The 12,491-nt window shown below is 54.5% G+C and carries 15 protein-coding genes and 1 tRNA gene; 9 read left to right on the top strand and 7 right to left on the bottom strand.

Features of this window, described 5'->3' with window-relative positions; genetic code table 11:
* Positions 1–11: 11 nt before the first annotated feature.
* Together ispD and AINA4_RS01460 are read right to left on the bottom strand one after the other, a co-directional pair.
* On the bottom strand, positions 12–1,187 hold the full coding sequence (gene ispD / locus AINA4_RS01465) for a 2-C-methyl-D-erythritol 4-phosphate cytidylyltransferase (protein WP_281787206.1): 1,176 nt from the start codon (positions 1,185–1,187) through the stop codon (positions 12–14).
* Positions 1,188–1,214: 27 nt separating this feature from the next.
* On the bottom strand, positions 1,215–1,697 hold the full coding sequence (locus AINA4_RS01460) for a CarD family transcriptional regulator (protein ID WP_096382189.1): 483 nt from the start codon (positions 1,695–1,697) through the stop codon (positions 1,215–1,217).
* Positions 1,698–1,832: 135 nt separating this feature from the next.
* Here AINA4_RS01460 and AINA4_RS01455 point away from each other — a divergent pair, with 135 nt between their 5' ends.
* Entirely contained in the window at positions 1,833–2,381 is a 549-nt protein-coding gene (locus tag AINA4_RS01455) for a hypothetical protein (RefSeq protein WP_281787205.1), read from the top strand.
* A gap of 34 nt (positions 2,382–2,415) precedes the next feature.
* On the opposite strand, the gene AINA4_RS01450 is transcribed toward AINA4_RS01455, so the two are convergent.
* Positions 2,416–2,592 (bottom strand): hypothetical protein, encoded by a 177-nt coding sequence (locus AINA4_RS01450; RefSeq protein ID WP_281787204.1) that lies wholly within the window; start codon positions 2,590–2,592, stop codon positions 2,416–2,418.
* Positions 2,593–2,672: 80 nt separating this feature from the next.
* Entirely contained in the window at positions 2,673–3,419 is a 747-nt protein-coding gene (locus AINA4_RS01445) for a phosphoglyceromutase (RefSeq protein ID WP_281787203.1), read from the bottom strand.
* Between the two features lie 33 nt (positions 3,420–3,452).
* Here AINA4_RS01445 and AINA4_RS01440 point away from each other — a divergent pair, with 33 nt between their 5' ends.
* A complete protein-coding gene (locus tag AINA4_RS01440) occupies positions 3,453–4,265 on the top strand; it encodes a class I SAM-dependent methyltransferase (protein ID WP_281787202.1) in 813 nt (270 codons plus the stop codon).
* Here AINA4_RS01440 and AINA4_RS01435 read toward each other — a convergent pair.
* Positions 4,262–5,398: a glycine cleavage T C-terminal barrel domain-containing protein gene (locus tag AINA4_RS01435; RefSeq protein ID WP_281787201.1), complete on the bottom strand. Its 1,137-nt coding sequence runs from the start codon at positions 5,396–5,398 to the stop codon at positions 4,262–4,264. The genes AINA4_RS01440 and AINA4_RS01435 overlap by 4 nt on opposite strands.
* Before the next feature lie 246 nt (positions 5,399–5,644).
* Between AINA4_RS01435 and AINA4_RS01430 the strand changes: the two genes are divergently transcribed.
* From AINA4_RS01430 to AINA4_RS01420, 3 genes are read left to right on the top strand one after another with little or no spacing between them, the layout of a single operon-like run.
* Complete coding sequence (locus AINA4_RS01430; protein WP_281787200.1) at positions 5,645–6,334, top strand: response regulator transcription factor; 690 nt, start codon at positions 5,645–5,647, stop codon at positions 6,332–6,334.
* Between the two features lie 37 nt (positions 6,335–6,371).
* Entirely contained in the window at positions 6,372–8,540 is a 2,169-nt protein-coding gene (locus AINA4_RS01425; RefSeq protein WP_281787199.1) for an RNA degradosome polyphosphate kinase, read from the top strand.
* Entirely contained in the window at positions 8,537–9,484 is a 948-nt protein-coding gene (locus tag AINA4_RS01420; protein WP_281787198.1) for an NUDIX domain-containing protein, read from the top strand. The genes AINA4_RS01425 and AINA4_RS01420 overlap by 4 nt, the downstream gene beginning before the upstream one ends.
* A 114-nt stretch (positions 9,485–9,598) precedes the next feature.
* Here AINA4_RS01420 and AINA4_RS01415 read toward each other — a convergent pair whose 3' ends face one another.
* Entirely contained in the window at positions 9,599–10,228 is a 630-nt protein-coding gene (locus tag AINA4_RS01415; protein ID WP_281787197.1) for a DNA-directed RNA polymerase subunit beta, read from the bottom strand.
* A 32-nt stretch (positions 10,229–10,260) separates the two neighbouring features.
* On the opposite strand from AINA4_RS01415, the gene AINA4_RS01410 reads away from it, so the two are divergent.
* From AINA4_RS01410 to AINA4_RS01395, 4 genes are all read left to right on the top strand, one after another.
* Positions 10,261–10,419 (top strand): DUF5993 family protein, encoded by a 159-nt coding sequence (locus AINA4_RS01410; RefSeq protein ID WP_281787196.1) that lies wholly within the window; start codon positions 10,261–10,263, stop codon positions 10,417–10,419.
* Positions 10,419–11,120 (top strand): disulfide bond formation protein B, encoded by a 702-nt coding sequence (locus AINA4_RS01405; RefSeq protein WP_281787195.1) that lies wholly within the window; start codon positions 10,419–10,421, stop codon positions 11,118–11,120. The genes AINA4_RS01410 and AINA4_RS01405 overlap by 1 nt, the downstream gene beginning before the upstream one ends.
* Positions 11,121–11,167: 47 nt before the next feature.
* Positions 11,168–11,241, top strand: a tRNA-Lys gene (locus tag AINA4_RS01400).
* Positions 11,242–11,310: 69 nt separating this feature from the next.
* Complete coding sequence (locus AINA4_RS01395; RefSeq protein ID WP_281787194.1) at positions 11,311–11,784, top strand: DUF3291 domain-containing protein; 474 nt, start codon at positions 11,311–11,313, stop codon at positions 11,782–11,784.
* Between the two features lie 42 nt (positions 11,785–11,826).
* Here the strand turns inward: AINA4_RS01395 and AINA4_RS01390 are convergent, their stop codons facing one another.
* A complete protein-coding gene (locus tag AINA4_RS01390; protein WP_281787193.1) occupies positions 11,827–12,444 on the bottom strand; it encodes a DUF998 domain-containing protein in 618 nt (205 codons plus the stop codon).
* Between the last annotated feature and the right edge of the window lie 47 nt (positions 12,445–12,491).

Here is a 12,491-nt window from a genome sequence, read left to right as displayed (position 1 = left end):
GGCGCAGCGCCTTAGCGCTGGCGAACGAGGGCTGTTGCGATGGCGGCAATACCTTCGCCGCGACCGGTGAAGCCCAGACCATCTGTTGTTGTGGCAGAGACGGTGACAGGTGCACCAACCCAGCTGCTCAGCACGTTTTGTGCTTCCTCACGTCGCGGACTAAACCGTGGCTTGTTTCCTACGATCTGAACGGAAACATTGATGGGGTCAAAGCCGTTTTCTTCGAGCAGGGCGACGGTTCCCCGAATAAACACCTCTCCCGAGGCATTGGCATAGGCGGGGTCGTCGGTGCCAAAGCGGGAACCGATATCTCCCAATCCGGCCGCAGAAAGCAGTGCGTCACAGATGGCGTGTGCGACAGCATCACCATCGCTGTGCCCGGAAAGTTCCTTCTCACCAGGCCAGTGCAGACCAGCAAGCCACAAGTTCTCGTTCTCGCCAAAGGCGTGCACGTCAATCCCAGTGCCCACGCGGTGACGATCGGGAATTCCACCGAGCACTTGATGAGCTCTGTTGAGATCCCAAGCTGTGGTGATTTTGAAGGCAACTTCATCGCCGGGAATAGTGGTCACTGCTCCTCCGTTCGCCGCAAAGACTGCTGCATCGTCGGTGTAGTCAGACGAACCTGCGGCTGCATACGCTGCATCGAGTTCAGCACGTGGGAAACCCTGAGGTGTTTGTGCTGCGCGAAGTTGTTCCCGGTCGGCAATCCCGAGCACGCCTCCGGTGACATCCACTTGCTTCAGGGAATCAACTACAGGAAGCGCCGGAACTATTCCGGCACCGGTTGCTTGAACTGCCATATCAACATCAGCAAAAACACTCGTTGGAGTGAGTGCTCGAGCGGCGTCGTGAACCAACACGACCTGAACACCAGCATCAACAACCGCCAAGCCGGCAGCAACAGAATCGTGACGGGTTGCTCCACCGGTCACCACTGAAACCAACGCTTCCAAACCTGGAGCAACTTTGTTCACAATGGCGTGAGCGTCCTCGACGAAGTCGGCAGGTGCCACAACAACAACCTGGACGGGGTAGGGAAGCAAGATGATGGAGCGCAGACTGCGCTCCAACAGCGTCTGACCAGCGAGATCGACAAAAGCTTTCGGTAGCGCAGCACCTAAACGGGTGCCACTGCCGGCAGCAACAACAATGACTGCTGTGGAGACGTGCAGGTCACCAGACATGCTGAATTTGCCTGCCCTCTCGCGTGATTAGGACGCGAGAACTCCATCAAGGAATTCAGAAGCCTGCTCTTCGTCGGTCTTCTTAGCCAGAGCGAGCTCAGAAATAAGAATCTGACGAGCCTTAGCGAGCATGCGCTTTTCACCAGCGGAGAGACCGCGGTCCTGGTCACGACGCCACAGGTCGCGAACAACCTCAGAAACCTTGATCACGTCACCAGAAGCAAGCTTCTCGAGGTTCGCCTTGTAGCGGCGAGACCAGTTGGTGGGCTCTTCGGTGAAAGGAGCACGCAGAACTTCGAAGACCTGCTCAAGTCCTTCTTTGCCAATAACGTCACGGACACCGACAAGGTCAACGTTTTCTGCAGGTACCTCAATGGTGAGATCGCCCTGAACAACGTGGAGCTTGAGATACAGTTTCTCGTCACCCTTGATAACGCGCTTTTTTACTTCGGTAATCTTTGCTGCGCCGTGGTGAGGATAAACAACTGTTTCGCCAACAATGAACTGCATAGGTGTGGGACTCCTTGTATTGAACCCCTAGTTTACCACGGGTATCTGACACTAAATTCTGCCCTCCGCTTCCCACTGAGCGGTGCTGTAACTTCGGTTCTCAATCGCGCCATACGCTAGAGTCAAAGGGAAGAAATGGCGGGTAAACCTGTGCACAAGGGCCGCCTCAAAGCTCGGGAGGCTTACGCCGTGAAGGTTCGTGTTCTTGTCGCTGCTGCACTCGCAGTTTCCGTCGCGTTGGGTACCGCAGGATGTAACCTCGTCCAGCACCAGGCAACCCGTATTCAATACACCCCTAGCGATGGTGTGAACGTCAACGTGGGTGGTCTTGACCTGCGTAACCTCATGATCATCAGCGACAACGGTGAGACTGGTAACTTCCTGCTTAACGCCGTCAACAGTTCTGGTAAGGACGTCAAGCTTCACATTGGCTTCATCTCTGATAACACCGTCATTGACGGTCACGTAGAGATTCCTAGCAACGCAAAGTACCCCACCTCCTTCGGCACCAAGACTGAAGATCGCATTATCCTCGGTGGCATCAACACCATGCCCGGTGGCCTGCTCGAGGTTGCTTTCGAAGTAGACGGTGACATGAAGACCGTTCTGGTTCCTGTGCTCACCTCAGGACAACCTGAATACAACGGCTTGGCTCCTAAGAACGTGATCACGATCTCTAAGTAACGCACTTAACAAAGAAGTGACCAGGTTTTCCTGGTCACTTCTTTGTTAAAGCGTTGGTGTTTTCGACCCGCTCAACAATCTTCTTGAGCGCTTCGATTTCCTTCTTGGTCAACTTGTCAGGATTCTTTTTAGACTTCTGAACAATGATGGACTCGGTCAAGGTGATGTCCACGACAGGTTCTGATTTCTTGAACCAACCAAATAGCTTCATGTTTTTCCTCAATTTCTGGTGATGTGGTGATCAACGGCACAAAGCCGCCTGGTATTGAAGAAAACTTCGGCGTTGAAGTTCTACTTTTTGTTTCCCTGTGCAGCAACAGCAGCAGCTCCTGCTGCGGCAGCTTCTGGGTCAAGATATTCTGCTGGGCCAAGTGGACGGAAGTTCTCGTCCAGCTTGTACACCAGAGGAATACCGGTAGGAATGTTGAGTTCTGCGATGTCCTCATCAGAGATTCCATCAAGGTGCTTCACGAGGGCACGCAGAGAGTTACCGTGTGCAGTGACAAGCACGGTCTTGCCTGCAGCGAGGTCCTTGGTGATGTCAGACTCCCAATAAGGAAGCATGCGGTCAATGACATCCTTGAGGCACTCAGTTGCAGGAATCTCTCCATCAATGCCGACATAGCGTGGATCGTTGACCTGAGAGTACTCGTTGTCATCCGAGATGGGTGGTGGGGGAACATCAAAGGAGCGGCGCCAGGTCTGGAACTGCTCGGGACCGTACTCTGCAAGAGTCTGAGCCTTGTCCTTACCCTGCAGTGCACCGTAGTGACGCTCGTTGAGGCGCCAGCTGCGCTTGACGGGAATCCAGAGGCGGTCAGCGGTGTCCAGTGCAAGGTTGGCAGTCTGGATGGCACGGCTAAGAACAGAGGTGTAAAGAACGTCAGGAAGGACACCTGATTCTGCAAGAAGTTCACCTGCGCGCTTGGCTTCTCCAACGCCTTGTTCGCTGAGGCGAACATCTACCCAGCCGGTGAAGAGGTTCTTCTGGTTCCAGTCACTGTTTCCGTGTCGGAGCAAAATCAAAGTGTGCGTCATACCTCCAGTTTATTGGGTGGTTAACTGGTCACTATGCCCGTGGGAAACATCACGCGTGGGACAACCAACGCCAATCGCCTGCGCCGCGTCGACAGGTGGATTTCCACCTGGCCCGCGCTACGCAGCACGAGCGACCCCTTGGTGGTTGACCTAGGTTATGGCGCCAGTGCGGCAACAACCACTGAATTAGCCAGCAGGCTCGCGAAAGTTCGCCCAGATGTGGAAGTACTCGGACTAGAAATTGACCCTGAACGTGTCACAATCGCGCGCGAGGAACTTGCCACCTGGCAAGCCACTGGTCTTGTTCCCGAGGGGGTTGCTTCCTCCATTTCTTTTGCCCGTGGAGGTTTCGAAGTTCCTGTTGCCGGCAATAGAAAACCGGTGATTATTAGAGCGTTCAATGTCTTGCGCCAATATGACGAATCCGAGGTGCAGTCGGCCTGGAATCTCATGCTCTCCCGACTGCAACCAGGTGGAGTCCTGGTCGAGGGCACCTGCGATGAGATTGGTCGCATCTCCAGTTGGATCGCAGTGAAAGAATCTGGACCACAAACACTGAGCATTGCACTCAAACTGGATGCCATCGAACTACCCTCGGTCGTGGCTGAGCGCCTGCCCAAATCCCTTATTCACCACAATGTCCAAGGCGAGCGCATCCACGACTATCTATCCGCTCTGGATAAGTTCTGGCTCACCCATTCCGCCCTGAGTAGTTTTGGGGCCACACAACGTTGGATTGCCACAGCACAGAGCATGAAAGATGCCGGTTGGCCGATTACCGGCGGCAAGACCAGATGGCGTTTAGGTGAGTTAACGGTCGCCTATGACGCGGTGAGAGCAGATTAGCTCTCGCGCTTGACGGCTCCCAGGCGCGGCAAACGTGGAACGTTTGCTGTGCGCCCTGCCTCGGGCGGAACAATCACGACCTGTGTTGCAGGGATAACCTCACCCTGGGAGTGCACATTGAGCATCGCGTCGACGGAGGTGTTGCGTTTGAGGATGGCTAACGCAATCATGCCTTCTTCATAGTGGCGTGCTGCGGCGGTAATGTGTCCCACTTCATTCTCGCCATGCATCACCGGGTCACCGGTTACAGGAAGCACTTCGGCAACACCGTCCAGGCTGAGGAACACTAAGCGGCGGGGTGGGTGGCCTAGGTTGTGGACTTTGGCCACGGTTTCTTGTCCCCGATAACAACCCTTGTTGAGGTGAACAGCAGAGCGAAGCCAGTCGAATTCGTGAGGCAGGGCGTTCTCGTCTGCCTCGGTGGTGATGCGCGGACGCCATGCCGCAATACGCAGGGCTTCCAGGGCGTCGGTTCCAGCAAGAATGACGTCACCGGTAGCAGCAGCCTGGGCAAGAGTGGTGAGTGCTTCGCGGGGAATGACTGCTTCTGCATAGTTCCACTGGCTTGCTGGGTGTTCTGCGGAATATTGCCACCCGCCTTCGCTGACCTGGTTCCAGGTGTCCTGCCAGACCACGGGGGTTCCGGTGTGGTTGAGCACGAGTGACTGGAGTGGTTCAGGAATGGAGTCAGCGAAGTAGCCAATAGTGGCCAGTTCCTCAGACCGATCCACGATCTCGACCTGCTTCATGAAGCGCATCTTGATCAGCCACGCTGTCAGAGCTGGAGCACGGTCTTCATCCACTAACAGCCAGGTGTTCTCGCCATCTTCGAGGATGCGCATGGCGTGCTGAAGGTGACCATGAGGATCCAGAAGCAAAGCTTCTGAACTCTGTCCAGCTTTGAGGCTGTCGAGGCGTTGACTTAGAAGGGAGTCCAACCAGCTCAACCGTTCTGAGCCAGACAGTTGAATAACCCCGCGGTGGGAAAGATCCACCAGTGCTGTGCCGGTAGAAAGTGCGCGCTGCTCACTAAATGTGTTGCCATAGGCGCGAGCAACGCCAGTGCTCCCAACAATGGCAGCAGGTAATTCAGCTAGGGGTGAGCTGGATGCCGACGATGATGCGTCAGCCATTGTCTGCGCTTAGCGCTGTCCCTTGAACAGCTTGTACACAACGATGCCAGAAACCCAGGCGATAGCCAGGCCGGCTAGACCAAGAAGGCCAATGAAGAAGAGTTCAATTGCTAGAAGCATGTTCCTATCTTATTCCGGGCAGGTGCCTACAGCGGTAATGCCGCATTCCACACTGAGGAAGTATGTAACCTGACTGAAACACAGCTCGTTTACAATAAAACTACAAGCCGAAGCGAGGTGATGATCATGGCAAGCATCCTGATTCTCACTGCGCGCACTAGCGTCGAAGTTCTTCCTGCTCTGGGCTTACTTTCTCACTCGGTCAAAACCATTCCTGCCGAGCCTGCTCAACTTGTCTCAGCACCGCACTGCGATGTGGTCATGGTTGATGCCCGTGCTGATCTGGCCAACGCCAAGAGCCTGTGCAAGATTCTCACCGCCACCGGTTTGAGCTCTCCGCTGCTTCTGATCATCACCGAGGGTGGCCTGGCTGCAGTCACTGCAGACTGGGGTATTACTGATGTTGTTCTGGACACGGCAGGCCCTGCTGAGGTTGATGCTCGTATTCGTTTAGCTCTTGGTCGTGCTGAACAGGACTCTCCCTCCGAGGCACGTATCTCTGCCTCCGGCATCGTCATTGATGAAGCCTCCTACTCAGTGAGGGTTCATGACAAGCCCTTGGATCTGACCTATAAAGAGTTTGAACTTCTGCGCTTTTTGGCAACCCATCCTTCACGAGTGTTCACACGTGAACAGTTACTCAGTGAAGTGTGGGGATATGACTACTTTGGTGGTACCCGAACAGTAGACGTGCACGTACGTCGCCTGCGCGCCAAACTGGGCGATATGGAGCAGGTAATTGGCACCGTGCGCAACGTTGGCTACCGCTTCAATGTGGCTGATGAGAGTCACGAACGCTCTTCGGTAACCTCCTAGTTTCTTTCCGGTCACCTGCGCGTGCCAATATGAATGTATGGCCCCGCACGAAATCGATTCGGACAATGTCGACGTTGACAACGACTTCGACGAGTTCGTTGCTGTCGCAACCGAATCGTTGCCCTCTGATCGCTTCCTCGATCGCGAACTCAGTTGGCTTGCCTTTAACCAGCGGGTATTAGAACTGGCCGAAGATCACAAGCTGCCGCTCCTGGAGCGGGCTAACTTCTTAGCCATTTTTGCCAGCAACCTTGATGAATTCTTTATGGTGCGCGTTGCAGGTCTCAAGCGCCGCATCATGACCGGCCTGGCAGTGCCCACCAACATTGGTCGAGCACCTGCAGACGCACTGGCAGATATCTCTGCCCGAGCTCACGAACTTCAACTGCGCCATGCAGCGGTGTATCAGAACAGCGTGAAGCCTGCACTCTCCAAAGCGGGTATTCAGATTGTGACCTGGGATTCACTGGATGCCGCCGATCACGACATTCTGCACGACTACTTCACGGACCAGATCTTCCCCGTGTTGATGCCATTGGCAGTAGACCCCGCTCACCCCTTCCCTTACATCTCTGGTTTGTCATTGAACCTGGCTATTCGTGTGCGTAACAGCAAGACCGGAACCGAAGAGTTTGCGCGATTAAAAGTTCCCCAGATGTTGCCCCGCTTTGTGCGCGTGGACAGCCGTGAGGCTGTCACTAACGTGCGATACATCGCATTGGAAGATCTCATTGCAAACCAATTGCAAGACCTCTTCCCCGGGATGGAGATCTTGGAGCACCACACCTTCCGTGTGACGCGTAACGAGGATGTCCAAATTGATGAGGACGAAACCGAAGACCTCATCCAGGTTTTGGAAAAGGGTCTGCTCAAGCGTCGCTTTGGTCCCCCTATTCGTCTTGAAGTAGCGGAGCAGATGGACCCCACCACTTTGGATCTGCTCATTCGAGAACTCGATATCACCGAGCAAGAGGTCTATCGCCTGCCCGAACCACTGAACCTGGGCGGACTGTTTGAGATTGCGGGAATCAAACGTCCCGAACTGCACTACACACCCCACGTTCCCACCACTGCTGTTGGTCTGACCGCTGCTGACGCGAATGAGCCTCGGAGTATTTTCTCTTCGATTCGCCGTGGGGATGTGCTGTTGCACCACCCCTACGAATCGTTCTCAACCAGCGTGCAGTCATTCCTTGAGCAGGCAGCTGCTGACCCCAACGTGTTGGCAATTAAGCAGACGCTGTATCGCACCAGCGGTGACAGTCCTATCGTTCAGGCACTCATTAACGCCGCCGAAGCCGGCAAGCAGGTTCTCGCCCTGGTAGAGATCAAGGCTCGCTTTGATGAGCAGGCAAACATCAGCTGGGCGCGCAAGCTAGAAAAAGCCGGCGTGCACGTTGTTTATGGTTTGGTGGGACTGAAGACCCACTGCAAGCTTGCTTTGGTGATTCGCCAAGAAAAGGGTGAGCTCAAGCACTACAGCCACATTGGTACGGGAAACTACAATCCCAAGACCTCCCGGCTCTATGAGGACTTTGGTTTGCTCACCGCAGATCCTGTTGTGGGCAAAGACCTCACTCGCTTGTTCAACGAGCTGTCAGGTTATGCGATTGAAAAGAAATTCAAGCGTCTGTTGGTTGCTCCTCTGCACCTGCGCAAAGGTCTGCTCAAACTCATCAACGCCGAGACCAAGAATGCCCAGGCAGGTTTACCTGCCCGCATTCGCATCAAGATCAACTCGATGGTGGATGAGAAAATCATTGACGCTCTCTACCTCGCCAGCCAAGCAGGCGTGAAAGTGGATGTGTGGGTGCGCGGTATTTGCTCCCTCAAGGCGGGAGTTCCTGGCCTGAGCGAGAACATTCGCGTGCGCTCGATTCTGGGTCGCTACCTCGAGCACTCTCGTGTGTTCATGTTTGAGAACAACGGTGACCCCCAGGTCTACATCGGTAGCGCCGACATGATGCACCGCAACCTCGACCGTCGCGTGGAAGCATTAGTTCGCTTATCTGCGCCCGAACAAATCACAGAGCTCTCTGAGCTGTTTGATTTAGCCCTCGATGAGACAACAAGCTCATGGTGGCTAGAGTCAGATGGTTCCTGGAAACGTCACGTTGTCGACGAAGCTGGAAACACCTTGGTGGATCTGCAAGATCTGCTCATGAAACAAATTAGTAAGCGTCGTCGCCCCGGAGGACACCGATGAGTTCCAAGCCTTCCGCCACGGTTTATGCGGCAGGTGCTGTCCTGTGGCGTCACATCGGTGACGATATTCACGTCCTTGTCATTCACCGCACCGAACACAAGGATGTCTCTCTGCCTAAGGGCAAGGTTGATCCGGGTGAAACTCTTCCCCAAACAGCTGTGCGCGAGATTCGTGAAGAAACTGGCATCAAGGTTTCCCTTGGTGTTCCCCTCGGCGCAACTGAATACGTCATGCCCAATGGCAAGAATAAGTTTGTGCAGTACTGGGCTGCGGAAGTAACCACCAAAGCAATCCAGAAGTCTAAGTTTGTACCCAATGGTGAAGTGGCTGCTTTGGAATGGCTGCCCCTTGCTACCGCACGCGGTGAGCTCAGCTACGGCCCCGATAAAGAAATTCTCGACAACTTCGCTGCGCTCGTTAAAGAAGGCGTCACCAAAACATTTGCTGTCGTTGTCCTGCGTCACGCAAAAGCAACCTCGCCGTCAGACTGGCGAGGAGAGGACGCCTCTCGCCCGCTGACAGAGCGAGGACTCACTCAGGCTCACGGCATTGTTCGCACCATCACAGCCTGGAAGCCCAAGCGACTGGTTTCAAGTACCGCAGTGCGCTGCAAAGAAACCATCACCCCCACCGCCAAAGCACTTGGTGAAGACGTCAAGTTCACAAAGAAGGTCAGTCAGGACGCCTACGAAAGGGGCACCTCAGATGTGCGCTCCGTGGTGGGAGATATCGTCCGCAAGCGCAAGAGTGCCATTGTCTGCACTCACGGGCCTGTTGCACCTCAAGTGATTCGAGAGCTTGCACTCGCAACGGGCACCCCTCGCACATCAGCACTCGATGAGGCAGGTCTGCTCGATACAGCCGCCTTTAGCATCGTGCACCTCAGCTCAACACATCCTTCCTCGGGCATCATTGCCGTGGAGACACACTCGTCACTGCTATAGTGCGAAGGCACAAAAATACCGAACCGTAGTGAACGCCTCTCGGCGGAAGGCCGCTCGCAGCGGCGAAATATTGGAGCCCGGGGTTACTACGGTCCGGCACAACAAGAATAGCAATTAGTCCAGAGCGTGGTCACGCCACAACCGGGCACACACAGCCAATTCATGGGCAGTTTGTGTCAATCGTGCAGCTTGTTGAGTGAGTGTTCCAGCACGCTCAGGATGCGTCAGATCGGACACGTTGGCTGTTGCCGTGCACCCAGCTGAAACGATTCGACAAAACGCTGCTGCACGATCGAGTGCTCCACTGAAATCACCGGTGAATGCTCCGTGCAAAATCGTGTCGGCTAACGTCACCATCTCATCTGGACCCGCTGGGGTGGGGGCACCGGCAACAACAACATCGGCTGTGCTGAGCTGTTCAAGACCTTCACTAAAGAGCACACTCATCTGGGGTGCCTGGGCACGAATGAGGTCTCTGATTAAGTACATCCGCCACAGTGCACCGGGTAAGGAGTGTGCGCTGGAGCGGGACCACAGTTCCGCCAGAGTATCGATGCCGTTCTCATCGGCGAAAGTGACAACCCGCTGCACCAGGTCTGCCGAGGCGCCCTCTTGCACACGAGATAACAATGCCCGCGCGGTGTCATGAGCAATGGCCGAAACTTCGGCGGGATCATCTCCACCCTGAAATGCGCTGAACTCATGGCCAGCAAACAATGCTGGTTTTCGATAGGGCGCAGACATGTATTCATTCTGCCGGAGACTAGGGTGAATATATGGACACAATCGTCTTCGCCCTCATCCTGGTATCGGCACTTCTCATCATTTTCGTCAAAAAGCGTTGGGTCGTCGTTCTCGGCTTTGCTGTGGCATTTATTGCCACAGCATTCCTGTTCTCACACCATGTCACCAGCGTTCTAGATTTGAGCTTCTAATGAGTGAGATTCACGTCTCTGCCTTGCAGACCGAAACCGGCAACACCACTGTTGTGGTTGGTGACACCCGCGTTGTTGTTTCCCCACCCACCAAGCCTCACCACATCCTCTTAGGAAAGCTGGGCTTCTGGGCACAGATCGGATTCATGCTTGCCTACATCGGAGTTCTCTCCGGTGCAATGTTCTACTTCCAGTTCGGTTTGGGCGAATTCCCCTGCCCACTGTGCATCACCCAGCGCATGGGAATGATGCTCTCTTCACTGGGTGCGCTCTATGTCGTGGTGAACTCGCTGCGTGGAACGCTCTCCCCTTCTGGCTTCATGACAGGTTTGGGCTTCGCGATCTTGGGTGCCCTGCTGGGTGCCACGATGTCTATTCGCCAAATCTTGCTGCACATTATGCCCGGCGACCCCGGATACGGCGGAGCCGTCCTGGGTCTTCACCTTTACACTTGGGCACTGATCAGCTTCGTTGTGGTGTTGGTCTTTGCTGGTGTCCTGCTCACCTTCGGAACTGAATTCCTGCCTGTTCGACCTAGCTCGAGCTTTGGTCGTGTGGTGGCATGGGTAGTGATCGGAATCTTCTTATTCACCATCGTGGCCAACCTCATTGCCGTCTTCGCGCTTGAAGGCTTCAACTGGTACTTGCCAGATGACCCCACCAGCTATGAACTGTTCAACCAGCTGGGCTGGAGTAATTAGACACTTCTGGTCTGTTCTAGACTAGTTACGTGCTTTTCAAGCACGGCGGGCCTCTAGCTCAGTTGGTTAGAGCATCGGACTTTTAATCCGAGGGTCGTGGGTTCGATCCCCACGGGGCCTACAGCAGAATCCCTCATCATGCGATGAGGGATTCTTTGTATAGTTTTCACACCGCCGTGAAGGGATTTCTATGGAAAAGTGGGAGCTCGCCCAAGTCAACATTGCTCGGTTGATTGAACCATTGGAGAGCGACAGAATCGCAGATTTTGTCGCCAATCTCGGCCCTGTGAACGCGGAAGCAGATCAGGCACCTGGCTTCATTTGGCGCCTACAAACAGAAGATGGGGATGCAACCTCTATCTCTGCTTTTGAATGGGATGTTCACGATACTGCCGGGGTCATCGTCAACCTCTCGAAGTGGGAATCTATCGAGGCCCTCAAAGAATTTATGTATTCGGGCAAACATGTCGAAATGATGAAACGTCGTTTCGAATGGTTCCACAAAGTTGCCGAGGCAACGACTGCACTGTGGTGGGTTCCTGCAGGTCATATCCCAACGACGGACGAAGCAGAACAGAAAGTTCAGCACCTCCGCGAACACGGACCCACTCCGGAAGCCTTCACACTCCGCAAGGTGTTTAACTCAACAGGTCAGCAGCTATAGGGAAAGTTCCAAGAGTCCAGGTTCTGGAGTGCCTGAATAACCTCAGCTGTTCTGGCGGTTGATGAACCGCCAGGACAGGAATATCACGAGAGCTGGGTAGATCGCCTGGCTGGTTGTGACGACTCGTTCCCACAATCCTGCCGTGTGGATTTCGGGATTCGTCCACACGCTTAAGAACGCGAATGCGATAGCTCCAAGAACGAGCGTCCCAACAATAGAAGCGAGCGGTCGAACGATGGGGGGCCATTGGCGACCAAACCGCATGCCAAAGACTGGCCATATTGAAAAGATCACAAACGAAATCGTGGCAAAAACTCTGTGAGGCTCTGAGACGCCAACCAACGGGGTGGGGAAAATCGTGAGCCCAATCGTTGCCAGCCCGCCCAGAAAAAACAAGACGCGAGCAGGTTTGGCTATCACTTTAAGCTTCAGCGCAACAATGATGTCGATCAGTGCACCTAGGAGAAAAAAGCTTGACTGGAGATATCTCACCGGGGATTCCGGTGATGCCAATTCACTAATTGTTTGGGTTATCGGGTCATAGCCGGGCCAGAGGGCAGCGGATAAGCTCCAACCCAGTACTGACTGGACAGGGCCCAAGACAGCCAAGAAAAGCAACAATCGACTGACCTGGTGCGGGTGAATATCAGTTTGAGCCATGTTGCCCCTTTCGCTTGAGAGCTTACGGGGCTATCCCTGCACCTGCA

The sequence above is a fragment of the Aurantimicrobium sp. INA4 genome (assembly GCF_027924525.1).
In the GTDB taxonomy this organism is placed as follows: domain Bacteria; phylum Actinomycetota; class Actinomycetes; order Actinomycetales; family Microbacteriaceae; genus Aurantimicrobium.
This window is presented reverse-complemented; position numbering and strand designations above follow the sequence as displayed.

Excerpts from the sequence above, each read along its gene's own strand:
- AINA4_RS01395 (WP_281787194.1), top strand. The coding sequence starts at position 11,311 with ATGGAAAAGTGGGAGCTCGCCCAAGTCAACATTGCTCGGTTGATTGAA.
- AINA4_RS01460 (WP_096382189.1), bottom strand. The coding sequence starts at position 1,697 with ATGCAGTTCATTGTTGGCGAAACAGTTGTTTATCCTCACCACGGCGCA.
- ispD (WP_281787206.1), bottom strand. The coding sequence starts at position 1,187 with ATGTCTGGTGACCTGCACGTCTCCACAGCAGTCATTGTTGTTGCTGCC.
- AINA4_RS01405 (WP_281787195.1), top strand. The coding sequence starts at position 10,419 with ATGAGTGAGATTCACGTCTCTGCCTTGCAGACCGAAACCGGCAACACC.
- AINA4_RS01430 (WP_281787200.1), top strand. The coding sequence starts at position 5,645 with ATGGCAAGCATCCTGATTCTCACTGCGCGCACTAGCGTCGAAGTTCTT.
- AINA4_RS01450 (WP_281787204.1), bottom strand. The coding sequence starts at position 2,592 with ATGAAGCTATTTGGTTGGTTCAAGAAATCAGAACCTGTCGTGGACATC.
- AINA4_RS01435 (WP_281787201.1), bottom strand. The coding sequence starts at position 5,398 with ATGGCTGACGCATCATCGTCGGCATCCAGCTCACCCCTAGCTGAATTA.
- AINA4_RS01420 (WP_281787198.1), top strand. The coding sequence starts at position 8,537 with ATGAGTTCCAAGCCTTCCGCCACGGTTTATGCGGCAGGTGCTGTCCTG.
- AINA4_RS01415 (WP_281787197.1), bottom strand. The coding sequence starts at position 10,228 with ATGTCTGCGCCCTATCGAAAACCAGCATTGTTTGCTGGCCATGAGTTC.
- AINA4_RS01445 (WP_281787203.1), bottom strand. The coding sequence starts at position 3,419 with ATGACGCACACTTTGATTTTGCTCCGACACGGAAACAGTGACTGGAAC.
- AINA4_RS01455 (WP_281787205.1), top strand. The coding sequence starts at position 1,833 with ATGGCGGGTAAACCTGTGCACAAGGGCCGCCTCAAAGCTCGGGAGGCT.
- AINA4_RS01410 (WP_281787196.1), top strand. The coding sequence starts at position 10,261 with ATGGACACAATCGTCTTCGCCCTCATCCTGGTATCGGCACTTCTCATC.
- AINA4_RS01440 (WP_281787202.1), top strand. The coding sequence starts at position 3,453 with ATGCCCGTGGGAAACATCACGCGTGGGACAACCAACGCCAATCGCCTG.
- AINA4_RS01425 (WP_281787199.1), top strand. The coding sequence starts at position 6,372 with ATGGCCCCGCACGAAATCGATTCGGACAATGTCGACGTTGACAACGAC.
- AINA4_RS01390 (WP_281787193.1), bottom strand. The coding sequence starts at position 12,444 with ATGGCTCAAACTGATATTCACCCGCACCAGGTCAGTCGATTGTTGCTT.